The sequence below is a fragment of the Clostridium sp. DFI.1.208 genome (assembly GCF_024463855.1).
Classification (GTDB): Bacteria; Bacillota_I; Bacilli_A; order Erysipelotrichales; family Erysipelotrichaceae; genus Clostridium_AQ.
This window is the reverse complement of the sequence record NZ_JANGCA010000006.1, coordinates 36,127-58,912: the sequence shown is the minus strand read 5'-3', so window position 1 is coordinate 58,912 and position 22,786 is coordinate 36,127. Positions and strand designations below refer to the sequence as shown.

Annotated in this window: 23 protein-coding genes and 1 pseudogene; 21 read left to right on the top strand and 3 right to left on the bottom strand. The window is 44.6% G+C overall.

Annotated features, from left to right (window positions below):
- Positions 1-37 precede the first annotated feature (37 nt).
- The gene (locus NE665_RS04650) at positions 38-868 is read right to left on the bottom strand and encodes a choline/ethanolamine kinase family protein (RefSeq protein WP_117442328.1); all 831 of its coding nucleotides are present in this window, start codon (positions 866-868) and stop codon (positions 38-40) included.
- A 70-nt stretch (positions 869-938) separates the two neighbouring features.
- Between NE665_RS04650 and NE665_RS04645 the strand changes: the two genes are divergently transcribed.
- Genes NE665_RS04645 through NE665_RS04625 form a run of 5 tightly spaced genes read left to right on the top strand, consistent with a single transcriptional unit; the run spans position 939 to position 4,820 of the window.
- Positions 939-2,612, top strand: a complete 1,674-nt coding sequence (locus tag NE665_RS04645; protein WP_117442327.1) for a DUF4080 domain-containing protein — start codon at positions 939-941, stop codon at positions 2,610-2,612.
- Positions 2,609-3,196 carry an RdgB/HAM1 family non-canonical purine NTP pyrophosphatase gene (rdgB, locus tag NE665_RS04640; protein WP_117442326.1) on the top strand — a complete coding sequence of 196 codons (588 nt, stop codon included), beginning with the start codon at positions 2,609-2,611 and terminating at the stop codon, positions 3,194-3,196. Before NE665_RS04645 ends, rdgB begins: the two co-directional genes overlap by 4 nt.
- A 1-nt stretch (position 3,197) precedes the next feature.
- Entirely contained in the window at positions 3,198-3,707 is a 510-nt protein-coding gene (locus NE665_RS04635; RefSeq protein ID WP_117442325.1) for a tRNA (cytidine(34)-2'-O)-methyltransferase, read from the top strand.
- The gene (locus NE665_RS04630; RefSeq protein ID WP_117442324.1) at positions 3,704-4,300 is read left to right on the top strand and encodes a hypothetical protein; all 597 of its coding nucleotides are present in this window, start codon (positions 3,704-3,706) and stop codon (positions 4,298-4,300) included. Before NE665_RS04635 ends, NE665_RS04630 begins: the two co-directional genes overlap by 4 nt.
- Positions 4,293-4,820, top strand: coding sequence for a GNAT family N-acetyltransferase (locus NE665_RS04625; RefSeq protein WP_117442323.1), 528 nt, complete (start codon positions 4,293-4,295; stop codon positions 4,818-4,820). Before NE665_RS04630 ends, NE665_RS04625 begins: the two co-directional genes overlap by 8 nt.
- A 94-nt stretch (positions 4,821-4,914) precedes the next feature.
- On the opposite strand, the gene NE665_RS04620 is transcribed toward NE665_RS04625, so the two are convergent.
- Entirely contained in the window at positions 4,915-5,160 is a 246-nt protein-coding gene (locus NE665_RS04620; RefSeq protein ID WP_002608689.1) for a DUF3892 domain-containing protein, read from the bottom strand.
- 63 nt (positions 5,161-5,223) lie between these two features.
- Between NE665_RS04620 and NE665_RS04615 the strand changes: the two genes are divergently transcribed.
- From NE665_RS04615 to NE665_RS04565, 11 genes and pseudogenes are all read left to right on the top strand, one after another.
- Complete coding sequence (locus tag NE665_RS04615) at positions 5,224-5,787, top strand: hypothetical protein (protein WP_117442322.1); 564 nt, start codon at positions 5,224-5,226, stop codon at positions 5,785-5,787.
- Between the two features lie 135 nt (positions 5,788-5,922).
- Positions 5,923-7,197, top strand: coding sequence for a hemolysin family protein (locus NE665_RS04610; protein WP_002608691.1), 1,275 nt, complete (start codon positions 5,923-5,925; stop codon positions 7,195-7,197).
- Positions 7,198-7,206: 9 nt separating this feature from the next.
- Positions 7,207-7,674, top strand: a complete 468-nt coding sequence (locus NE665_RS04605) for a RidA family protein (protein ID WP_002608692.1) — start codon at positions 7,207-7,209, stop codon at positions 7,672-7,674.
- Between the two features lie 130 nt (positions 7,675-7,804).
- Positions 7,805-8,218 carry a competence protein ComK gene (locus NE665_RS04600; protein ID WP_117442321.1) on the top strand — a complete coding sequence of 138 codons (414 nt, stop codon included), beginning with the start codon at positions 7,805-7,807 and terminating at the stop codon, positions 8,216-8,218.
- A gap of 42 nt (positions 8,219-8,260) precedes the next feature.
- Entirely contained in the window at positions 8,261-9,364 is a 1,104-nt protein-coding gene (locus tag NE665_RS04595) for a DNA recombination protein RmuC (RefSeq protein WP_117442320.1), read from the top strand.
- Between the two features lie 586 nt (positions 9,365-9,950).
- Positions 9,951-10,256: a metalloregulator ArsR/SmtB family transcription factor gene (locus NE665_RS04590; protein ID WP_117442319.1), complete on the top strand. Its 306-nt coding sequence runs from the start codon at positions 9,951-9,953 to the stop codon at positions 10,254-10,256.
- A gap of 77 nt (positions 10,257-10,333) precedes the next feature.
- A pseudogene (locus NE665_RS04585) lies at positions 10,334-11,346 on the top strand (permease).
- Between the two features lie 16 nt (positions 11,347-11,362).
- Positions 11,363-11,695, top strand: coding sequence for a thioredoxin family protein (locus tag NE665_RS04580; protein ID WP_117442318.1), 333 nt, complete (start codon positions 11,363-11,365; stop codon positions 11,693-11,695).
- A 29-nt stretch (positions 11,696-11,724) separates the two neighbouring features.
- Positions 11,725-12,129 (top strand): arsenate reductase ArsC, encoded by a 405-nt coding sequence (locus tag NE665_RS04575; protein ID WP_117442317.1) that lies wholly within the window; start codon positions 11,725-11,727, stop codon positions 12,127-12,129.
- 580 nt (positions 12,130-12,709) lie between these two features.
- Positions 12,710-13,216, top strand: a complete 507-nt coding sequence (locus NE665_RS04570; protein ID WP_117442316.1) for a nitroreductase family protein — start codon at positions 12,710-12,712, stop codon at positions 13,214-13,216.
- A 51-nt stretch (positions 13,217-13,267) separates the two neighbouring features.
- A complete protein-coding gene (locus tag NE665_RS04565; protein ID WP_117442315.1) occupies positions 13,268-13,453 on the top strand; it encodes a hypothetical protein in 186 nt (61 codons plus the stop codon).
- Positions 13,454-13,476: 23 nt separating this feature from the next.
- Here the strand turns inward: NE665_RS04565 and asnB are convergent, their stop codons facing one another.
- On the bottom strand, positions 13,477-15,198 hold the full coding sequence (gene asnB / locus NE665_RS04560) for an asparagine synthase (glutamine-hydrolyzing) (RefSeq protein WP_117442314.1): 1,722 nt from the start codon (positions 15,196-15,198) through the stop codon (positions 13,477-13,479).
- Positions 15,199-15,421: 223 nt separating this feature from the next.
- On the opposite strand from asnB, the gene NE665_RS04555 reads away from it, so the two are divergent.
- The 5 genes from NE665_RS04555 to NE665_RS04535 all read left to right on the top strand — a co-directional run bounded on the left by NE665_RS04555 (position 15,422) and on the right by NE665_RS04535 (position 22,673).
- Entirely contained in the window at positions 15,422-16,285 is an 864-nt protein-coding gene (locus tag NE665_RS04555) for a YitT family protein (protein ID WP_117442313.1), read from the top strand.
- A 237-nt stretch (positions 16,286-16,522) separates the two neighbouring features.
- Positions 16,523-18,022: an ABC transporter permease gene (locus tag NE665_RS04550; RefSeq protein ID WP_117442312.1), complete on the top strand. Its 1,500-nt coding sequence runs from the start codon at positions 16,523-16,525 to the stop codon at positions 18,020-18,022.
- Between the two features lie 11 nt (positions 18,023-18,033).
- Positions 18,034-18,705: an ABC transporter ATP-binding protein gene (locus tag NE665_RS04545; protein ID WP_117442311.1), complete on the top strand. Its 672-nt coding sequence runs from the start codon at positions 18,034-18,036 to the stop codon at positions 18,703-18,705.
- 82 nt (positions 18,706-18,787) lie between these two features.
- Positions 18,788-21,259: a GGDEF domain-containing protein gene (locus NE665_RS04540; protein WP_117442310.1), complete on the top strand. Its 2,472-nt coding sequence runs from the start codon at positions 18,788-18,790 to the stop codon at positions 21,257-21,259.
- Complete coding sequence (locus NE665_RS04535) at positions 21,240-22,673, top strand: S41 family peptidase (protein ID WP_233104532.1); 1,434 nt, start codon at positions 21,240-21,242, stop codon at positions 22,671-22,673. The genes NE665_RS04540 and NE665_RS04535 overlap by 20 nt, the downstream gene beginning before the upstream one ends.
- Positions 22,674-22,786 lie beyond the last annotated feature (113 nt).

Here is a 22,786-nt window from a genome sequence, read left to right as displayed (position 1 = left end):
TGCTTGTATACGTTGAAGAACTCTGGCAGAGCCAGTATCAGGTATTCGGATTTTTTCTTTTTAAGGCCTCGTATTTATCACGGGCAATCGCACGGTATACGCTCTCGTGTCGACTTTCCCACATCATCATTGCCCAGCTGCACCATAACAGATTCTGAAAATTTTCCCATATGTCCAAATGTCGGCGCACCGTGTCATCTATTTCATCGAAATAAACGGCATAGAAGCGTTCCCGCAGGGTAGAATCCTCAATCTGATTTTCGCTCAGAAAGGACATGACATCAAACAGCGGATCATTGTTTGCGGCATATTCATAATCGATCAGATAGGTCTTATCCTTTGTGAACAGGATATTGCCATCCACCCAGTCGTTATGGCAAAGAATCTGGGGATTGTTTAAATGATAAACCTCCTGTACAGCATCCTCATACGGCGTCAGATCATACAGCGGCTGCTTGATCCGGCTGCGATAGCTTTGCAGCAGGCGGATCGGTTCAAAATCAGCATCCACACGCTTTTGCAGGGAATGGAACCGTTTCATTAGGGCAGCCGTTCGCTCAAGCTTGCAGGGATCTTCACATTCCCTGTAGGTTTTGGCATCCGGCAGATACCGCGTTACCTTATAGCCGCTCGCTTCATCATAATAAATCGTTTCCACATCGATGTCCGCATCCCGTATGGCCTCCAGCGCCATTGTTTCGTGATGCCGGTTCACAATATGTTCACAGTCTGCGCGCGGAATGCGCAGTACATAAGTTTCCTGATTCATTTTCAGAAGAAAGTTCTGATTGGTCAGCCCCTTATGCATATCACGCAAGGTGAGGTCAGGGTCGAAAAACAGAGTATCCAGAAAATCCATTGCTTTCATTCATATCACCTGTTTAATCATAGCATATTTAAGTAAAATTTGTTAGAATAAATAGCGAGAAGGTGAAGAAGTGAAAAAAGTTCTGTTGACAACATGCAATGCCAAATATATACATAAGAATCTTGCACTGCGCTGGCTGTATACGACAGCACCGCACAAGGAATGTGTCACCATACAGGAATATACGATAAAAGAGCATGAGGAACAGATTGCAAAGGATATTTTATCCAGACAGCCGGAGGTGGTATGCTTCAGCTGCTATATATGGAATATCCAGCTGATCCGAAGAGTCATTCTCCTGCTGAAGCAGCAAAAAAGCGATTTGCATATACTGGTTGGCGGTCCGGAGGTCAGCTATGAGTCCTTCGATCTGCTCGATGCGGGAGTGGATGCCATTAGTATCGGAGAAGGGGAACAGAGTGTGTGGGAATACATTTCCATGCTTGATCAGGCACAGGCGTATGAGATTGCAGGAATTTATACCAGACAGTTCCCCAATACGGAATATCGTAAAACAGAGCTGGCATGGCTGGAGCGCTTTGAAGCACCATACTTTATGGAAATGGATGCACCGGGTATGGATCGACAGTATTTTTATCTGGAGACAAGCAGAGGCTGTCCATATGGCTGTACCTACTGCCTGTCCTCAGCTGATCGAGAGGTTCGTATGTTTTCCATTGAATATATCATGGGAATATTAGAGCGGTTGAAGGATAGCAGGGTAACCCAGGTAAAGCTTCTGGATCGCACCTTTAACGCGGATCCCAAACGGGCGTTGCAGATTGCACGCTATATGAATGAGCATTGTACGCATCAGATATTTCAATTTGAAATTGTTGCGGAAACACTCAGCGAGGAGCTGCTGCAGTTTTTCTGTGAAGAGGCGGTTCCCGGCCGTTTCCGCTTTGAAATCGGTGTGCAGTCCTTTCATACACAAACGCTGCACTCCGTCGGGCGTATCCAGAACAACGAGCGACTCAAAGAGGTCATTCAGCGTCTGAAGGCAAGCGGAGCGCTTATGCATGTGGATTTGATTGCCGGACTGCCCTATGAGGATCTGTCTTCCTTTCAGACGTCCTTTGACTCCCTATTTTCCCTGCAGGCCAGTGAGCTGCAGCTGGGAATTCTCAAGCTGTTAAAGGGAACGAAGCTGCGAAGTCAGCGGGAACGCTACCACTTCGTGTTTCAAGAAACTGCCCCCTATGATGTCACAGCCAGCGCATGGCTGAAAAAGGAGGAGATGAGGCGGATTCATGCCTGTGCAGAGGCGGTTGAAAAATTCTGGAACAGTGCAGCCTGCCGCAGTGTGATTACTGCAATACTGGAGCTGCACTGGTACGAGAGCGCTTTTGCATTGTTTATGGATTTGGGACAGGAATATGAAAAGCTGCCGCGCCCCTATCAGCCCTATGAGCTGTTTCGCTGCTTTTATCCATTGCTGAATAAGCAGGATGAGCGTCTGGTGGATGCAATTTTGCTGACGCAGTATTACCGTAATTTCAAACAGAAGCCGCATCGCTTCGCCCGGCCATGGGTAACCCTGGAGAAAAAAAAGGAGCTGCTTGCCTTTGCCCTAAAGCAGGGAATTGCGAATCAGGATATCCTGTTTCGCTATGGCGTGGCAGATATCGGCTATCACAAGGAAGCGGGCTATCAGCTGGTGCTTTACAATCGGAACCAGCAGTACCCACGGCAATGGTTTATCAATGAGGAAATGACTGAAATCAAGGAGATGACACGATGAAAGAAATCATGCTTGCTACCGGCAACGCACATAAGGCAGCGGAATTTGCAGAAATGCTCAAGCCGCTTGGATATACAGTGAAAACATTACGCGATCTGAACGAGGATATTGAAATTGAGGAAACAGGGACAACCTTTGAAGAAAACGCCCTGATCAAGGCAAGGGCGATACATGAACGTCTGGGAATTGAGGTGATTGCAGATGACAGCGGACTTGCCGTCAATGCACTGGATGGTGCGCCGGGAATTTATTCCGCACGCTTTATGGGAAGGGATACCTCCTATGCTGTGAAAAATCAGTATCTGATTGATCAATGCAGGCAGGCGAAGGATAAGGGCTGTCAGTTTATCTGTGCAATCGCCTATGTGAAAGCAGACGGCAGCGAGCACGTCTTTACCGGCGTTGTGGAGGGAATTGTGGCTGATCACATCGAGGGTGAAAAGGGCTTTGGCTATGATCCAATCTTTTATTATCCGCCCTATGGAACCACGCTGGCAAATGTGAGTGAAGAACAAAAAAACCGTGTTTCCCATCGCGGACGCGCACTGGACAAGCTGGTGGACTTTATGGAAAAGGAGAATTGATATGCTGCACCTGGTACTATATGAACCGGAAATCCCCCAGAATACCGGAAACATGATGCGAACCTGTATGGCAACCAATACCCGCCTGCATCTGATACAGCCGCTGGGCTTTTCACTGGATGAACAGCATCTGAAAAGAGCGGGGATGGACTATGTGAAGGAGCTGGATTATACCATCTATCAAAACTGGGAGGATTTTATCCTGCATAATCCCAGCGAAAATTATTACTATATGACGAGATATGGAAAGAAAGCACCGTCGCACTTTGACTTTACCAAATGTGAGGGAGATATCTATTTTATTCTTGGTAAGGAAAGCACGGGAATTCCCAAGACGATTCTTGCAAAGCAGCTGGACCATTGTATGCGCCTTCCCATGGTTGCCAATGCACGCTCCTTAAACCTGAGCAACTGTGCGGCGATCATACTTTATGAGGCCTTGCGCCAGCTGGATTATCCGGGGCTTTCCGATGTTGAGGTCATCAAGGGAGAGGATTGGCTGACAACATGATCGAGTGGCTTGACCAATTCGTCGATACGCGATCAAAGCGACGGCATCTTCTCTATCTGATTACTTTAATCGCGTGTATTCTGCTTATCCTGCCCTATCTTTTTCTCGGTGTACGATTGCTGCAGCTATCCGATTATCCCTCAGTATTTGCATTGCTGAAGGAGCCGCTGATCTCACAGACCTATGTTTCACGCATTATTCTGGACACCATTTCCCTTGCATCCTTTTCTTTTATGAGGACGATGAGCGTGCTGTTGAAGGAGCTGCGTCCGTTTGAGGTATTTACAGCACTGCTGTTTCTGCTTGTCTTTCCGGTTGTAGAGAAAAAGCGGAGTACGACCGTTATTTTGCTTGCCGCCCTGCTTGCGGCAGGCGGTATCTTTTTTTGTACCTGGCAGGGGCTATCCAGTACATCGCTGGCACAGGCTGTTGTCTATATTCGCTGTATCGGCGGTATTCTTTGTGCTTTGGGAAGCTTCCTTTTATGTTTTTTATTATATTATACACGCAGACAGCTGAAATCCTATTATCTGTCCTTACAGATACGGGTGGAAGAAATTGAAGAGAGGGAAACAGGTGATGCATATGATTAAGACAAAACGGCTGTGTATACAGCCCTTCAAGGAAGCAGATCGATTGGACATGGTGAATCTGCTGTGCAATGACGATATAAAGAAAACCTTTATGATTCCGGATTTTGCGACAATTCAGGAGGCAGAGCGTTTGTTTTACAGCTTTATGAAATGGTCACAGGAGGAAGCGCGATATGAGCGGGGAATATATCTGGCAAATCAGCTGATTGGATTTGTAAATACTGTGGGAATTGAAAAAAGCTGTATAGAGCTTGGCTATGTGATCCATCCAGAGCACCAAAATCAAGGATATGCCACAGAGGTTTTGCAGGCGGTAATTGCGGACTTATTTACAAAGGGCTATCGTGAAATTTGTGCAGGTGCCTTTCAGGAAAATACAGCAAGCTGCCGTGTTATGGAACGCTGTGGTATGCGGCGGATACAGAAAACAGCCGAGGTGGACTATCGCGGTTACCGCCATTCCTGCATCTACTACAGCATACACAAAAATGAAGCTGTAATAAGTGAGGATACGCTGTGATAAAAAACGGTGGCAGATACAGTCTGTTACATAAAAAAGAACATGTGCGAATGCCGAAACTGGCTGCACATGTTCTTCTTTTTGTACGCGTTTCTTAGAACTCTTTCAGGTTACGCAGGTTTGTGGATTCGTCTCCATCGTTAATTCCACGAATGTGACGAGCTCCGTCACGTCCTGTGAATGGAAGAGCGTTTTCGATCATACCCTGTTCAACAGCCTCTAAAGCCTGTTCGTAGTCGTAAGTCTTTCCATTGTTGTCCTTGAACTCGCTTAATGTACCATCACTGTTACGACGAGCTGCAACGAAACGTGTCTTTTTGCTTGTTTTTTCTTTTTTCATTTTTTCTTACCTCCTGACATTATTGTGAACACCAATCGCATATTTATACATAGGAGGGATACTGTGAAATTTTGGAAATTGAAAATGAATGACAGGGATTATCTACTGGTGAGTGTGCGAAGAGAGCATATGCGGGATGTTACGCTTTGCAGTGAACAGATGCAGCAGGAGCATCAAAGCTTTGTGGGGAGTATCGAAAAGGAGGATATCCGCTTTCAGATTGTTGAGGATGCAGCACCTGCCGGTATTTGCAGTCTGGAGGCGGTCTGCTGTCTGGGGTTCTGGTATATGAAGCAGTTTGAAAAGGATACGTGCAGGATTCGCCTGCAGGAGCAGGCGTGCCGTATGAAGTGCTTTCGCAATCTGGTAACACTGGAAATCCGGGAGCATGATACGTATTGTATGCCACAGGCCTATGAGATACAGGACGCAATGCATTTCAGCACACCGGAAGGCTTTGAATCGCTGATTCCGATCTATCGCAAGGCATATCATGAGGATTTACTGCACAAAATAGCAGTAGGCGTATCCCGCGGCGGAAAAAGCCTTCTGCGCTGGTCCAACAACAAAATCTACCTTTCTGCACCGGTATATATGGATTATGAGGGCATTGTAAGGAAAATGTGATGGGTTAGGTGAAGATTGAAGAAGAATATAGTCGTTTCCATTGAAATTTTCCAATTTTCGTTTATAATATTGTCTATGGTGAAGAGTCTTTAACCATCTTTTTCTAAACGGACATACGGTAGGGAGTGGTAATTCTTGGATGGATCGCAAATATGTCTTCTCATCGTTTTACTTATACTGGTAGCTTTCAGTGCACTGTTTTCGTCAACAGAAACGGCATATTCCTCAGTGAATATGATCCGCCTGAAGCAAATGGCGAAGAACGGAGATAAGCGTGCCCGCACAGCATACAGCATTTCTAAAAACTTTACGGCTGCGATCACAACAATACTGATTGGAAACAACGTGGTGAATATTCTGGCAACCTCCATAGCAACAGAGCTGTTTACACAGATGTTCGGGAGTGCCGGTGTGGCAGTTGCCACAGGAATCATGACGGTTCTGATTCTGACGTTTGGAGAGATTACTCCGAAAATTGTTGCGAAAGCAAAAGCGGAATCCGTAGCTTTGTTTATGGCTAAGCCGCTTTCCATCATGGTGCTGCTGTTTCGTCCGATTTCTTTTGTTGTGGAATCGATCGAAGCGCACTGGGAAAAGAAAATGGAAATTGAAAATGTTACGGCAACAGAGGACGAGCTTCTGGAAATCGTTTCAACGATTGAGCAGGAGGGAGTTCTGGAACAGGAGGAGCGCGAGCTGATTGAAAGCGTCATAGAATTTGATGATAAGAATGTACGCGATATCATGGTTCCCAAGGATCAGGTAGTCTTTCTGTACGACAATGCTACCTACGAGCAGATGAAGCAGGTTCTGCATGATCACAAGCTGTCTCGTCTTCCGGTAATTTCCTATCAGACAACCGAGGTTGTCGGTATCCTGCGTGTGCGCGATGTTTTGGATGCCCTGCTGGAGGATAAGGAAATCGTTATCTCTGAAATGATGCAGGAGCCGGTATTTGTTACACAGCGAAAGAAGCTGCCTGCAGTTCTGGAGGACATTCAGAAATCCAGAGAGCATATGGCGATTGTCGAGGAATCTCTGACATCTCATGTTTTTGTCGGAATTGTAACGCTGGAGGATGTATTGGAAGAGCTGGTAGGAGAAATCTATGATGAATATGATCCTCTTCCCAATCATGTCGTTGAAATCGGACATCATACCTTTACGATTGACGGGAATGTGTCGCTTGTCGATTTCTTCGATACATATGTAGAAGATCAGGATGCGCCGAAAACAAAGGCGAGAACCTTTGCAGCCTGGATCTTTGAGCTGAATAACCATCGCAAGGTCCGCAAAGGCCGTGAAATAGAATTTGAAAACTTTGAAATCAAGGTTCTGGATACCAAGGATGGTATGGCAGCCAGAATCGAAATGCAGATCTTGTCACAAATGGATGACGATTTAGACTAGGAGGATACTATGAACGTATTTTTAAAAGCAGTAAAGCCTGCAAATGCACCAAAGGCGCTGGGGCCTTATTCTCCGGCAGTTAAGCTGGGGGACTTTGTGTACCTGAGCGGACAGATTCCTTTGAATCCGGAAACAGGAGAGGTAGAAGGAACGACAATCGAGGAACAGACACACCAGGTCATGAAAAACATCAAGGCAGTTCTTGCGGACATGGGACTTGATTACAAGCATATCGTTAAGACAACGATTTTTGTCAGTGATTTGAATGACTTTGACAAGCTGAATGAAGTATATGGCAGCTATCTGGAGGAACCGTATCCGGCAAGAAGCTGTGTACAGGTGGCTCGTCTGCCAAAGGATGTCAAGGTGGAAATCGAATGCATCGTGATCGATACACTGGTATATGAACAGCAGATGGCAGCACAGGAAAGTGGATGCTCCGGCTGTGGCGGTGGATGCGACGGAGGCTGCTGCTAAGAGATACCATATGGGAACGGAGTGAATCTGTTCCTTTTTTTATATGGATTTCTCCCGTATTTGATAACTTTTTAAGCATTTTCTGATTTTTGTGATATAACGTTAGGAGAATGCTTTGGGAGGCGGGGAAATGGTATATTATTTGCAAAGAATCGATGAGAGAAGCTGTTTGATGGTACAGGAGAATCAGCAGCAGGCGCGGCTGCAGGAACCGGTTCTTGTGATCCTGCAAAGGCTGTGTCTGCGACATGGCTCCACCTTTGAGGGAAGAAGAACAGCGGCAGCAGCCAATCTGGATATTCATCAAAAGGTGCCGATTCTACTTTCGGAGATGTACAGGGACGTATTATTTCCAACAAAAGCAATTCGCAATCCCGATTGTATCTGGATCAATTACCGTGCAGTAGATGAGGTGCACCGTCTTGAAAAGGGCTGTGTGGTGCAGTTTCATGATGAAAGTGAATTGTCTTTAACAGTCGATATCCGCTGTATCCGCAGAAGCCTGCGCCTGTGTGAACGTTATTTGTCTTTTCTGAATACCTGAGGAGGATGTATGGTATAATGATATCCGCAAGGAGAGATTACGATGGAACTTTACGTATTGATATTTTTAATTTTGTGTGTTGTACTGCTGTTTATCTTTCTGTTTCTGCAGCTGCGTCCGGCAAAGTCTGCGGACAGTGAACGTGTGCTGCGGGAGCTGAGTGCACAGCGTGAGGATATGGCCGCCATGCAGCAGCAGTGGAACAATCAGCTGATGATGCTGCAGACGCAGATTTCCCAGCTGATGAAAACAGACCTGCAGTCTCTGCATGAAAATGTGGAACAGCGTATGAGCCATCTGGAGCTTACTCTGAATGAAAATCTGCATCATGGCTATCAGACCACAACGCAGGTGTTCGGCAAGGTACTGCAGCAGATGGGGAAGCTGGATGAAAGCCAGCAAAGCATCAAAGAGGTATCCGCATCCATATTGCAGCTGCAAAATATTCTGAATGACAAAAAGACCAGAGGAATCTTTGGTGAAATTGAATTATACAGCCTTTTGGAAACGGCGATGGGAACGGATGAGCATCGCTATCAGAAGCAGTATAAGCTGAGCAATGGAACGATTGCTGATGCTGTTCTGTTCGCCAGTGAACCGCTACGTATGATCTGTATTGATTCCAAATTTCCTTTGGAGAACTATAACCGCCTCATGCATGCGGATACGGCGCAGGAGAAGGCAAAAGCGCATGCCCAGTTTGTGCAGGATGTGAAAAAGCATGTGCGTTCCATCGCGTCGAAGTATATACTGCCGCAGGAAACAGCGGAGTTCGCCTGCATGTTTCTTCCTGCCGAAGCGGTATTCTCTTATATTTATGCGAGCTGTGATGAAGTGGTACAGTATTCCTATGAGGAAAAGGTGTATATGGTGTCTCCGACAACGCTGATGGCATATTTGACGGCGATTCGTGCTATTTATCTAGGCGTGCAGCGCAATGAGCATGTGGAACAGATTCAGCAGGAGCTGAAGCATCTGCAGGTGGAATTTGAACGATTTCACAAGCGTTATCAGACAGTCGGCAGTGATTTTGAACGTACTTATCAGGATATGCGGCAGCTGCAGATCACGGCTGGAAAGATCGTGAAGCGTTTTGAAGAGATTCAGGAGGTGCAGCTGGATAAAAAGGAAAATACTGCAGAATAATTCTCAAAAAAGAATGAAAAAGAAGAAAAACAGGGTAAGCATCCTGCAATAGGGATGCAGATATGTATATGGGAGGATATCCAGTCGTATGGCTCTTTACCGCTCAGGAAGAATGTATTTATAGGACTTTGTTTCCTTTATAAATTATATATATCCTTTTGACTACCTCTTTATTTATCTTCAATGTTCAAAAAGCCTTATTTTATTGGCTCCACGGTTTTTTCTATCTTTACATATTTTCCCTGTTGATCATGGCGGATATGATAGGAAATGCTTTTGTGCAGTTAGACACAGAATCACTGATTTTGCAGTATCTATGGACGCATGAGCATACAAATTCATTTACTGCCAGCCAGAATCAAACAAAGGACTTTAATTTCCTCTTGAATGAAACAAACCGTAAACAAAAAGCCCAGGAAAGAGTGTGAAGAACTACCAATAATATTAAGGCTTTTAACAGGGGTTTTCTTTTCTGAGTATGGTAATTAAGAGGATATATCAAAAAAAGTTGATTTGACTATTGACAAATTCCGTTGTTATATTTATGATATACATATCAAATAAAATTGATGTGAGGGTGATAACGATGACGGATTTTTCCAAAGACGCAAAGATCTTTAAGGCTTTTTGTGATACAAAGAGGCTAATTATTTTAGATTGCTTAAAGAGTGGAGAAAAATGTGCATGTGTTCTGATTGAGAACATGCACATAGGACAGTCAGCTTTATCTTATCACATGAAAATACTTTGTGACTCTGGTATTGTTAATGCAAGGCAAGACGGTAAATGGACGCATTACAGCCTTAGTAAAAGTGGCAGTGAATATGCGTCAAAACGATTATCGGAATTAACAACACCAAATCTGGAAAATCAATCAAGTTGTTGCAAATAGAGGTCATCGAAAGGTGGCTTTTATAAAACTTTAACACATCAAAAAAAATTGATATGTTATTGAAAGGAGGGGATTTTGTGAAAGTAGTGAGTTCGATATGGTTGTTTTTTCAAGACCAATTACTTGGTATGAAATGGTTAAATGGCTTCATTGGTAATGGACTATCACTGTTGGGATTAGACATGGACAGTCGTTTAGGTGGAAGTGTTCAATTCTTTTTATATGATGTTATTAAAATCACAATTCTTTTATGTTTACTAATTTTCTTAATTTCGTATATTCAAAGTTATTTTCCGCCTGAAAGAAGCAAGAAAATTTTAGGGCATTTTCACGGTTTCGGAGCAAATATCATATCCGCATTGCTAGGAACGGTTACACCATTTTGCTCATGTTCTTCTATCCCGTTATTTATAGGTTTTACAAGCGCAGGTTTACCACTAGGCGTAACTTTTTCCTTTTTGATTTCTTCTCCTATGGTTGATTTGGGAAGTCTTGTATTGCTAATGAGTATTTTCGGTGTTAAAGTAGCCTTTGCTTATGTGATTGTTGGTTTGATAATCGCTGTATTGGCGGTACTTTAATTGAAAAATTGCGCATGGAAAAATATGTCGAGGATTTCGTCAAAAATGCAGGGAGTGTTGATATTAGTTCTCCTACCTTAACCAAAAAGGATAGAGTTCGTTATGCAAAAGAACAAGTTGTAGGAACATTCAAAAAAGTATTCCCATATATTCTGATTGGTGTTGGTATCGGAGCTATTATTCATAACTGGATACCTGAAATATGGGTTGAAAGGATTTTGGGAAGTGACAACCCATTAGGTGTTATTTTGGCCACTCTTATCGGTGTTCCTATGTATGCTGATGTTTTTGGAACAATTCCAGTTGCGGAGGCATTACTTGCAAAGGGAGCACAATTAGGTACAATTTTATCCTTTATGATGGCAGTAACAACGTTAAGTTTACCATCTTTAATTATGTTGAAAAAGGCAGTAAAGCCTAAATTATTGACTTTATTTATCACCATTTGTACGTTGGGCATTATCGCTGTAGGTTATCTTTTTAATACTTTTAGTACACTATTTATTTGAAAGGAGCGAATATGTAATGAAATTGTTCATAAAGAAAAAAGAAACAAAATCATGCTGCTGTGGTGGCAATTGCACATCAGAAACAATGCAAAATGCAGAAAATAAGAAACAAGAGCAAGGCATCAAAATACTGGGGACGGGCTGTGCAAAATGTTTTGAATTAGAAAAGTCAACTAGAACAGCGATATCTGATCTTCGATTAGATTACGAAATTGAACATGTTACAGATTTTGCAGAAATTGCCAGTTATGGAGTATTATCTACACCTGCGCTAGTGCTTAATGGCAAAGTTATATCCTATGGAAAAGTATTGACAGTGAAAGAAGTGAAAGCACTATTGACAAAGTAATAATACAACGAAAGGTCGGGAATTTGTTTATGAAGAAACCGAAAGTAGCTTTTGTTTGTGTTCATAATTCCTGTCGCAGTCAAATTGCGGAAGCATTGGGAAATTATCTTTCTTCAAATATTTTTGAAAGTTATTCTGCTGGAACAGAAGCAAAGCCACAAATCAATCAGGATGCAGCTCGTTTAATGAAAGAAATGTACCAGATAGATATGGAAAAAACACACTATTCCAAACTGTTATCAGAAATACCACAAGTAGATATCGTGATTACAATGGGGTGCAATGTGAAGTGTCCTACAATACCATGCAAATATAGAGAGGATTGGGGATTGAATGACCCTACTGGAAAAAACGATGTTGAGTTATCAAAAACAATTCACTTAATCCATACGAAAATAGTTGAATTGACAGAGAGAATAAAAAAAATGAGTTGATTTCACATGGAGAAATTAAATAAACATATCAACAAAAGCATTATCAAAAATTATTTAAGCATACGATTAAGCAATCTGAAAACTTGTATAGACTATATGTTTTGTTCGGACTTCTTTTTACCTCTTTTTATCTGCGTATGGGAATGGTCCCTATTGGAGCTTCTGCTATAAATAGATAATGCTGGAGTAGGATGCTTTATGAAGTATATGTCATCGTATCATAGCACTGCTTCATAACCTATGTGCGTAGAGGTTGATAATACGATTCAGGTGATGAACCAAACTGTAACAAGCTGCCTGTATTGATTGTGAAATTGAATGCTTCTTTGTTACAAACACGATCATCGAATATGCATACAGGAAGGTGTTGCTTAGTAGGAAATGTGGAATTGCTGGAAAAGAGGAAGTGGTTCCTTTCTTTGTTTTATCACAAATATGTAAATTATAGATTGACAAAAGCTGAATTTCACCATATGCTAAATTTGAAGAAATAGAATACAGGAATAATGATATATCATTGACTGCTTCTTTCGCAAATGCAGAGAAACTTATCCATTCAAATGGAAAAAGGAGACAGCTTATGGAACTACAGGAAGCAATTACTGCAAGATACAGCTGCCGCAGCTTTACAGAGCACACGATTGATTCAGCACTGCTGAAAACATGCGTGGAAACCGCGGGACAGGCACCATCCGCATGCAACTCGCAGCCCTGGAAATTTCACATCATCCAAGACCCGGCCATGGTAGCCCTGACGCAGTCCTTCACAAAGCATGCTGCTTTCATCGTTGTTGAGGAACAAAAGCCAGTACTTTCTGAGCGTATTGTGAATCGCATGAAGAAACAGGAATACCATCAGGTGGACATCGGTATCGCGTGCGCATACCTGTGCCTGCAGGCTGCTGAACTTGGCTTGGATACGTGCATGATCGGATACTTTCAAGAAAAGAAAATCAAAGAGCTACTTCAGATACCGGATAACAAACGAATCCGGCTTGTGATAGCTATTGGGTACGGCAGTCAAAAGAAACAACTGAGCAAAAGAAAGGCATTAAAGGACATTCTTACCATACACGAATTGCTATAGGAAAAAGCGTCTTATCATGCAAAAGGCGTGTATATGAAAGGGAGGATGAAGATGGATATACTTGCTTACTGCGCTGTGATCAGTGCCTTGCTTCTGCTTGCTTCCATTGTTGATTTGCTGAAAAGCTGTCTGAAGGAATTGCGGCAGATTCGGGAAATGCTGAGAACAAGCCAGCTGGTAGAGCTTCAGAAGGTCATGGAGGATGCTGAGGTGGAAAATGAAAAAGCGGCAGAATAGCTCTGTCGCTTTTCTTATACATCCTATTTTTCAATCGTGATATGCTTCGTGATGATCCAGCGGTCAATCTGATACAGATAGGCAAGCAGCTGTGGACCACTCATCAGCTGGCCATACCATGGCAGCTGAAAGCTTTCCCCCTTTGTATCAATCAGCTCTTTTAATTTCACGTCATCAAACAACTGATGCAATGGACTGTCTGGATCATCATAACGCTCCTGCAGACGTTTGCTGATCAGCTCGGCGTAACGGGGATTGTGTGTCTTCGGAAACGGGTTCTTTTTCCGATGGGCAACACTTTCTGGCAGCTCATTTTCAAACGCCTTTCGCAGAATACCCTTTTCCTCCTGCTGCAGAAATTTCATATCCCATGGGATATTATAAACATATTCCAGCAGCTTAACATTGGCAAACGGGGCACGGATATTCAAATGAGCGGCATCCCCCATGCAGACCTGACGGGTAACCAGCGTCTGCATGAACCAGTGCAGACATAAAACGGTATGAATACGAGCACGGCGATCCTCCTCGCTGTCCGTATCCAGATATTCGATATCCTGAATGCTCTGGGCATAGCGCTTGGCGATATACTCCTCATAGGGAAGAGATTGCAAATCAGGGTGAAGCAAAGAGATTCTCTCTTTCGTAGAGCGCAGCCATGGAAATGTATCCAAATCCTTTAGCTCGTCCCGATAAAACCACGGATAGCCGCCAAAAATCTCATCTGAGCACTCTCCGCTCAATATGACCTGTTCCTTTTTTGCAACCTGCTGACACAGCCACAATAGGCTGGAATCCACATCTGCCATACCCGGAGCTTCTCTTGCCTCCATGGCAGCCTCCAGCAGATCGCAGAGCGTTTGCTGGGACAGCATAAGCGGTGTATGTGCGCATGCACAAAACGCACACATATCCTGAATAAAGGAAGCATCCAGAGAAACCTGATACATATTTCCCTTAAAATTTTCCTTGTTTCCTTCATAATCCAGAGAATAGGTACGCCATTGCGAATCCTGCTTAGCGGCAACGCTGGTAATCAGACTGGAATCCAGCCCACCGGATAAAAAGCTTGCCTGTGCCCCGGATGCCTGTGCATGGATGGAGGCACTCATCAAGTCATGCACCTTTTGGATCGTTTCCTGTAAAGAATCCGTATGCGGACGTGCAGAAAGCTTATAATATGTTTTGATTTCCAGCTTACCGGCAGATATGCGAAGCAGGGAGCCCATCGGCAACGCAAAGACGTCCTTGTACAGGGTCTGATTCTCGCTGATGCTGGGACCAAAGGCGAACAGCTCCAAAAGACCGTTGCGATCCAGAACTGCCGGAGTATTTGAGGCATCCAGCAGGGGCTGAATGCGGCTGCTGATCCAGATACGGTTGTCCCTGATCAGATAATAGATCGGACGAAGACCGAGCGGGTCCTTGGCACAGAAAAGGGAATCCCCCTTCCATATGATAAAGGAATATGCACCCTCCATATGCTTCATCGCGTTCTCGCCCCAGAGAAGATAGGCAAACAGTACGGTTTCCTCCATACAGGAAGGCTTTGGAAAATCAGCCGCCTGCAATTCCTCGTGCAATTCCTCAAGCTGATACAGCTCACCATCAAACAAAACAGAAAATTCCATATTTTCATGCTGTACGCTCTGGAAGCCCTCTGTATATATTCGGGCATCCTCACGGATACCGCAATGCTTTCCGGCTGCCTCTTGCAGGGCAGCTACGGCTAAAAATTGTTTCATAACAACTCTCCTTCCATATGCATTGTATGAATATGAAGAGCACAATAGTATCGGTTCAGCTAAAAAACAGCTGTAAGTGCTTGCGGGAAATCGTGTAAGGTCTGCTATGGGAAGATGAAAATTTACATAGGAAAAAGTAAATGGGTATCATCCGTAAAACAGTTGCATGTAGAAAAAAAGATAGTATAATTATGCATGACCAGAGGAAAAAGGGAGTAGAAGAATGAGATTAAAACCAAGTGTCAGAGATTTGATTACGGTAGGCTGTGTTATCATCGGATCACTTCTCTGCGCCATCAATATCAATACCTTCATCAATGCCGGAGGCTTGTTTCCAGGCGGCTTTACCGGACTGACGGTATTCATTCAGCGCTTTGCTGAAAAATACATGGATATGCAGGTGCCGTATTCTGCCGTAAACTTTGCATTGAATGCCATACCGGCCTACATCGGCTATAAAACCGTAGGAAAGAAATTTACCTTGTATTCCTGTGTGATGATCGTTTTAACCGGTGTGTTTGTTGAAATCCTGCCTGTTACCAATATCACAGAGGATATTCTGCTGATTACCATTTTCGGTGGTATTTTGCAGGGAGTTGCTTTGGGAATCGCCTTGCGCGGAAATGCCAGCAGTGGCGGAACGGATTTTATCGCTATGTGGATTTCACAGAAAACCAATCAGCCTGCCTGGAATTACATCCTTGCGATGAATGCTGTTATGCTGGTGGCTGCCGGCTATCTGTTTGGATGGAATGCTGCCCTGTATTCCATTATCTTTCAGTTCTGTTCCACACAGGTAATCAATTTTGTGCATACCCGCTACAAGCGCATGACGCTTTTTATCGTAACGAGCAATCCGGATATCGTGATTGAAGAAATTCAGAATTCCACACATCACGGAGTAACGCGTCTGGAGGGGATCGGTACCTATTACGGGCGGCCGAGAACTATGCTGTACACCGTTGTGGATTCACAAAACGTCAAGGGATTAGTAACCCGCATTCGGGAAATTGATCAGACCAGCTTTGTCAATGTGACAAAGACGGAAAGCGTCGAGGGAAAATTTTATCAGCGGCCGATTGAATAGATTTAACGGATTTTAATCATATCAGTAACCATGTATAGACAGCTATGAAAGAAGGAATGAATTCCTGTCATCAACTTCAGGAGCTTTCTGTCGTTTGCTTTATCACAGCATTATCACTTACCGTCAGTAAGGAGAAACTTGAAAAACACCCGAGGGTGTTTTCTTTTGCTCTTCATGAGCTGTTCACAGCATTATCACATACTTTCTGTATACTGTAGCTGTGAAAGGAGAATACCCATGTACATTGTTAAAAATGCATTGCGGAATATAACCAGGGCAAAGGGCAGAAATATACTGATAGGCTGCATTGCCTTTGTGATCGGTCTGTCCGCATGTCTCGCATTATCCATTCAGGAGGCAGCCGACAGGGAACGGGAAAGCGGCTTATCCAATCTGAATATCACTGCTTCCATCCGTGTGGACCGACAATCCATGATGGAGGATATGCGGCAGAATACAGAGGGAAATGAGGAATCGGATGGCAGTCGTATGAAGGACAAGCTATCCGCGATGAAGGAGCTGTCACTGGAGGAACTAAAAACCTATGCAAAGGCGGAATCCGTTCAGGATTTCTATTATACGGAAAGTGTTTCCCTGAATGCATCCTCCATAGAAGCGGTTTCTACTGCCTCGAATGCATCTTCGACAGATGCAGCTAAAGAAGGCGGTCAGCCATCCTTTGGCAAAGGGATGGGCGGTATGCAAAATCAGGGTGATTTTACGGTTACCGGCTACAGCAGCAAAGCGGCGATGACTGCCTTCGCAGATGGAAGTGCTGAGCTGCGTGAGGGAGCCGGCTTCACGGATGGTGATGATGCGCTTACCTGTATCATCCATCAGGAGCTTGCTACTCTGAATGATCTCTCTGTTGGAGATACGATCACCTTTACCAATCCCTTGAATGAAAAGGAAACATATAGCATCGAGGTTGTCGGTATCTATACCTCTACAGAAACCACGGATTCCTTTATGGGAATGAATATGATGGATCCTGCCAATCAGGTCTATATGTCCTATGCGGCATTGCATTCGCTCGTTGACAAGAGTGCAGCTGCGGCTGCGGATACTGCCCTTCGTGCACAGCTGCTAGGTACCTATGTATTTGAGAATGTTGCAGCATATGACAAATTTGAAGCACAGGCACGAAAGCTGGGGCTAAGTGATACGTATACCGTTTCCTCCAGTGATGTGGCGGCCTATGAACAAAGCCTTGCCCCATTGGAAAATCTGAGCACGTATGCCGGCTATTTTCTTGCAGTCGTATTGCTAGTCGGAGGTGTGATTCTCGTAGTGCTCAATATCTATCACATACGGGAGCGGAAATATGAAATCGGCGTATTGGCGGCAATCGGCATGAACAAGCGCAGGATTGCCCTGCAATTCGTTTGTGAAATCTTCGTGGTAACATTGCTGGCTATCCTGCTGGGCTGTGGCATCGGTGCTGCGGGCAGTGTATCGCTGACCAATACACTGCTGAAAACACAGGCCGTGCAAACTGCTGATCAGGATACTGGCTTTTCGAAGAATGGCGGTCCACAAATGGAGCTTCTGGATAGGGGCAAGGACACGGTCAGACAGAATGTATCCTATATCGAGGAAATCAGCAGTGCTGCCAACGGAAGGGTTCTGCTGGAGCTGGGCGGTATTGCAATTTTACTGACACTATTGTCCTCCGGTATTGCAGTCTTGCATATTCTGCGCTATGAACCACTGAAGATATTATCAAACAGAGAATAGGAGGAAGAATTATGCAGCTGGAATTACAGGATATCGGCTATAGCTATAATGGAAGGGATGCAGTGCTCAGTCATGTGAATACCCGCTTTGAAGGCGGCAGAATCTATGCTATCACCGGGCGCTCCGGCGCAGGCAAAACAACCTTGCTGTCACTGCTATCACAGCTTACAAAACCGACAGAGGGAAGGATTCTTTATAATGGGAAGGATGTCAGTGAGGTGGATCAGTATGTATACAGGAGTCGCTATGTGGGTGTGGTTTTTCAAAGCTTTAACCTGCTGATGCATCTGAGTGCCGTTGAAAATGTACTGCTTTCCATGGATATCGCCGGTGTGAAAAAGGACAATAACCGCGCATATGCAATGAAGCTGCTGGAAAAGGTGGGGCTTTGTGAGGCTGAGGCCCAACGCCGTATCTTAAAGCTTTCCGGCGGGCAGCAGCAGCGTGTTGCCATCGCCCGTGCACTATCCTATGATCCCGCAATCCTGTTGGCGGATGAACCGACTGGAAATCTGGATGAGGATACACAGGATGAAATCATGGATATCTTCAAGAGTCTTGCATATGAGGAAGAGAAATGTATCATCCTTGTCACACATTCACCCGTGGTTGCGGCGCAGGCGGACGATGTTTATGCATTAACCGATACAAAAAAGAGCAAAAGAAGACAAAAAGGTGTGTAATACGCCTTTTTCTTTTAAAAAATTTACCTTTCTCTATGGATATCCTGTATAATATAAGATATATGGACATTGAGGTGAGATCATGAAACAAAAGGGAATACTTGCATGCTGTATTCTTTTGCTGATGCTTTTGCTGTCAGCCGTACCGTCTGTGCAGGCAGAAGAAAACAAACGTGTCATCCGTGTGGGATTTCCTCTGCAGCCTGGTCTTACGGTAAAAAATGAGGATGGAACCTACGGGGGCTATACCTATGATTATTTGAAGGAAATCTCGCAATATACAGGCTGGACCTATGAGTTTGTAGAAATTGAGGGCGATTTGAACGAACAGCTGATGACCTATCTGGATATGCTGAAAAAGGGTGAAATCGATCTGCTGGGAGCGATGAGCTATAATGACAGTCTTGCAAAGCTGTATGATTATCCGACAGAGAATTATGGAAATGCGTACAGTGTGATCGCTGTTTTAAATAATGATGAACGATATGATGAATACAATCTGACAGAGAGCAAGGAGTTTCGGATCGCATTGAATAAAACTGCGGAAAACCGAAATACGATATTCAGGCAGTATGCTGAATTGAATGGGATGAGCTATAAAATTATCTGGTGCAAGGACGGGTTGGAACAGATTGACGCTGTTCGGGAAGGAAAGGCAGACGGGCTGGTTACCGTCGATTTATCGCTGGAATCGGACTTTCGCTCGATTGCCAAATTTTCTCCGACACCGTTTTATTTTGCGACTACGAAGGGGAACAGTGAGCTGATTTCCGAGCTGAACCGAGCCATCGTTACCATCAGTGAGGTAAATCCGACCCTGCAATCCACCCTATACACAAAATACTTTACCAAAGCCAGCGATCAGCTGCTGCTGAATCATAAGGAAAAGGCCTATATCAAGGAGCATCCGACATTAAAGGTGTTGGTGCAGGATGGGTTTGGTCCGCTTCAGTATTATAATGAGAAACGGGAAATTCGCGGTGTTGCGAACGATCTTTTGCGAAGCATCTGTAAAAAAGCAGGCTGGAAGCTGGAATATATCTACACCAACAGCTATACAGAATTTGAGAAAAAGCTGAAAAGCAAGGAAGCTGATATTGTTTTGAACATTCAATACGACTATGATCTCATGAGTCACAGCTCCCTGCTTCTCAGTACACCATATCTGGAAACAGAGCGTGTGCTTGTGGCTGGAACGGATGTGGATGTCACGACCATGAAGGGGAAAAAGGCTGCTATTTATAAGGGGAATGTGACAGAAAAATATGAGGATACAAAGAATGCCAGGTTTTATGATTCCATCGAAGAGGCGCTGCGTGCGGTGGATGAGGGGGTATGCGACTATACGTATACGGACAGCTATGCCGCATCCTTTTATCAGTATCGGGATGACTTCACACATTATATCATCTACCCACAGGCGAATTCCTCTGCTATGAAATATAGTATGGGCGTGATCGACAGCAGTGAAAATATGCTGGCGACCATTTTGAATAAGGGAATCCGAACCATTGATACCAGTGAGCTGGAAGGTTATATCTATGAAAATGCACAGCAGCAGAAGCCGTTTACGCTGATGACCTATATTCAGGATAATCCCCTGCAGTTTCTGACACTGATTGTTTCCGCTGCCGCCCTGCTGTTGCTGCTTGGCTATGTGTATTACCGGAATCAGATGCGGATGAAAAAACAGATTGAGCTGGAGAATACGCGATATCGCTACCTGTCGGAAATTATGAAGGAAGTAATCTTTGAATACGACTTTACAAGTGATACTCTGCGCCTTACCAGTGAGGCTGTGGAGATATTTCAGGTACCGGAGGTTATTGAGCATTTTTCGGCATATAAATCCGATATTCTTGTCGCAGACAGTACAGGAAACAATCCGCTTTATGAGCAGCTGATGAAGCAGGTGGATACGGATGCCGATGTGCAACTGAGTATGCAGGGGAAATCCCTATGGTATCACATTTATATCAAGGTGATTTACGATGGGACGCAGGCTGTTTCCGCCATCGGTCGTGTACAGAACATCCATGCTGAGAAGATGGAAAAGGAGCAGCTGCGCAAAAAAAGCATGCTGGATTCCCTTACGGATATTTTGAATGCCGCTTCTGTGAAAAAGCAGATCCAGGAGGTATTGGAAGCAGAAAGTACGCCGCATGCACTATACATTATGGACTTGGATGATTTCAAAGAGGTAAATGATGTGCATGGACACTATATGGGGGATCAGGTGCTGATTCAGACAGCCACTGCTCTACGAGAGGTTTTTCGTGATTCTGCTATCGTCGGACGCTTAGGCGGAGATGAGTTTGTTGTCTTCATGAAGCACATCAGCAGCAGGGAACAGGTGATGGAGAGGTGTCAGCTTCTGACAGAGAATCTGCGTTATAAAAGGGAAAGTGCCGGACTGCCGATTCCTACCATCAGCATAGGGGTGTCGCTGAGTCGTGCGGGGGATGATTTCGTCAGTCTGTATCAGCGTGCAGATATCGCATTATACGATGTGAAGCATCAGGGCAAGGATAATTATGTCATCGATAAAGAATAACACAGCAGGCAGGATCATTATGGTGATTCTGCTTTCTGTACAGCTGCAGGGCTGCCGGCCCGGGGAAAAGGCAGAGGTGCCGAGGAAGACGGAGCAGCTGGCAGAGCAGATCAGTCGTACGCGAAAGACGAAAAGCTATGCAATAGCGGATATGCCCAAGGAGCAATCCAGTCTGCAGGATTATTGGAACGCATTGGACTATGCTCTGGAAAATCAGCATGCAGCTTCTCCTTCCCAAACGCTGAGCCGACAGGAAGCACGGGAGGATACGCAGGCACTGTTTGCCATGCTGAAGGAGCTGTATGGCTGCTATGCTTATTTTGATCAGGATAATGCGTTTGCAAAGGCTGAGGAGGCAATACTGCGGGATATTGTGCAGCTTCAAAAGCTGGATTATACAGCCTATCGCTCCAGTATCCGAACGCATCTGCAATTTCTTGAGGATCAGCATTTCCTGATCGATCAGACGCCGCTGAAGCGTGCGATGGTAACCTTCACCATGCAGGAGCCCTTTGAGAGGAAGGCGGATGGGTTTTATTTCAAAAGCAAAAGGGTGCTGGGAATCGATGCAGAAACGAATTTGGAAGCTGTTCTGAAGGCGGATGCTCTGCATGCAGATCGCTATGTATACTATCAGAAAACAGATGAGCAGAAAACAGATATCACACTTCATTTCGCAAACAAAAAGACACAGCGGCAAAGGGTGATACCTCTGGCGACGCATCCTGCGGAGAAAGCCATTCTTGAAACAGATATTCACGGCGTTCCCTATGTTCACACCGCACGGATGTTTTATGCGGAAAGTGAGAAGGAGAAGGCGGATGCTTTCTTGGAAACAGCAGAGAAATTCAAAGAAAGCAAAGCAGCGGTTTTGGATTTGCGCGGAAACAGCGGCGGTGATCTGCTGGTGGCAGAGGGCTGGTATCGCATCTTCGCAAATACAGCAGCAGGCGGTCATCTGCAGACCTTGTTAAAGCTTCCCTTAAAGGAACCGTTGCTGGAGGAGAAATTTCAATCACAAACAACTGGTCAGTCCTTATCGGCCTTGCGCAAGGGAGAGGATTGGAAGCAGCAGGATGCGCTGCATTATATGGTAGAGCGAGGGGGTACAGAACAGAAAAAGAACGATACGCTGCTGTTTGTCCTACAGGATGATCAGACGGCATCGGCAGCAGAGCATTTGATTGACCGGCTGCACAGTCTTGATCATGTGGTATTTATCGGTACACCTACAGCAGGTATGCTGCGCGGCTCCTCCTTTTTGACTGTATATTTAAAGCATTCCAGTCTGGCTGTCAGCTTTGGCAATATGCTGACACAGTTTCCGGATGCCTATGCAAAGGAATATTATGGTATAGAACCTGATATCTGGACAGGGGATGCCCCCGCTCTTGTTGAACAGCTGCTGCAATAAGACAGCAATACAGGAGAAGGGATTGTATCAGGAAGCAAACAGCATAAAGAAACCTGCGCACATTCGCTGCGCAGGTTTTTATGGTCTATACAGAAACGGTGAAGCTGCTCTAA

Excerpts from the sequence above, each read along its gene's own strand:
- NE665_RS04635 (WP_117442325.1), top strand. The coding sequence starts at position 3,198 with ATGCTGCACCTGGTACTATATGAACCGGAAATCCCCCAGAATACCGGA.
- NE665_RS04595 (WP_117442320.1), top strand. The coding sequence starts at position 8,261 with ATGGAACTTTACGTATTGATATTTTTAATTTTGTGTGTTGTACTGCTG.
- NE665_RS04575 (WP_117442317.1), top strand. The coding sequence starts at position 11,725 with ATGAAGAAACCGAAAGTAGCTTTTGTTTGTGTTCATAATTCCTGTCGC.
- NE665_RS04605 (WP_002608692.1), top strand. The coding sequence starts at position 7,207 with ATGAACGTATTTTTAAAAGCAGTAAAGCCTGCAAATGCACCAAAGGCG.
- rdgB (WP_117442326.1), top strand. The coding sequence starts at position 2,609 with ATGAAAGAAATCATGCTTGCTACCGGCAACGCACATAAGGCAGCGGAA.
- NE665_RS04600 (WP_117442321.1), top strand. The coding sequence starts at position 7,805 with ATGGTATATTATTTGCAAAGAATCGATGAGAGAAGCTGTTTGATGGTA.
- NE665_RS04570 (WP_117442316.1), top strand. The coding sequence starts at position 12,710 with ATGGAACTACAGGAAGCAATTACTGCAAGATACAGCTGCCGCAGCTTT.
- NE665_RS04545 (WP_117442311.1), top strand. The coding sequence starts at position 18,034 with ATGCAGCTGGAATTACAGGATATCGGCTATAGCTATAATGGAAGGGAT.
- NE665_RS04565 (WP_117442315.1), top strand. The coding sequence starts at position 13,268 with ATGGATATACTTGCTTACTGCGCTGTGATCAGTGCCTTGCTTCTGCTT.
- NE665_RS04535 (WP_233104532.1), top strand. The coding sequence starts at position 21,240 with ATGTCATCGATAAAGAATAACACAGCAGGCAGGATCATTATGGTGATT.
- asnB (WP_117442314.1), bottom strand. The coding sequence starts at position 15,198 with ATGAAACAATTTTTAGCCGTAGCTGCCCTGCAAGAGGCAGCCGGAAAG.
- NE665_RS04590 (WP_117442319.1), top strand. The coding sequence starts at position 9,951 with ATGACGGATTTTTCCAAAGACGCAAAGATCTTTAAGGCTTTTTGTGAT.
- NE665_RS04625 (WP_117442323.1), top strand. The coding sequence starts at position 4,293 with ATGATTAAGACAAAACGGCTGTGTATACAGCCCTTCAAGGAAGCAGAT.
- NE665_RS04630 (WP_117442324.1), top strand. The coding sequence starts at position 3,704 with ATGATCGAGTGGCTTGACCAATTCGTCGATACGCGATCAAAGCGACGG.
- NE665_RS04650 (WP_117442328.1), bottom strand. The coding sequence starts at position 868 with ATGAAAGCAATGGATTTTCTGGATACTCTGTTTTTCGACCCTGACCTC.
- NE665_RS04620 (WP_002608689.1), bottom strand. The coding sequence starts at position 5,160 with ATGAAAAAAGAAAAAACAAGCAAAAAGACACGTTTCGTTGCAGCTCGT.
- NE665_RS04580 (WP_117442318.1), top strand. The coding sequence starts at position 11,363 with ATGAAATTGTTCATAAAGAAAAAAGAAACAAAATCATGCTGCTGTGGT.
- NE665_RS04540 (WP_117442310.1), top strand. The coding sequence starts at position 18,788 with ATGAAACAAAAGGGAATACTTGCATGCTGTATTCTTTTGCTGATGCTT.
- NE665_RS04550 (WP_117442312.1), top strand. The coding sequence starts at position 16,523 with ATGTACATTGTTAAAAATGCATTGCGGAATATAACCAGGGCAAAGGGC.
- NE665_RS04555 (WP_117442313.1), top strand. The coding sequence starts at position 15,422 with ATGAGATTAAAACCAAGTGTCAGAGATTTGATTACGGTAGGCTGTGTT.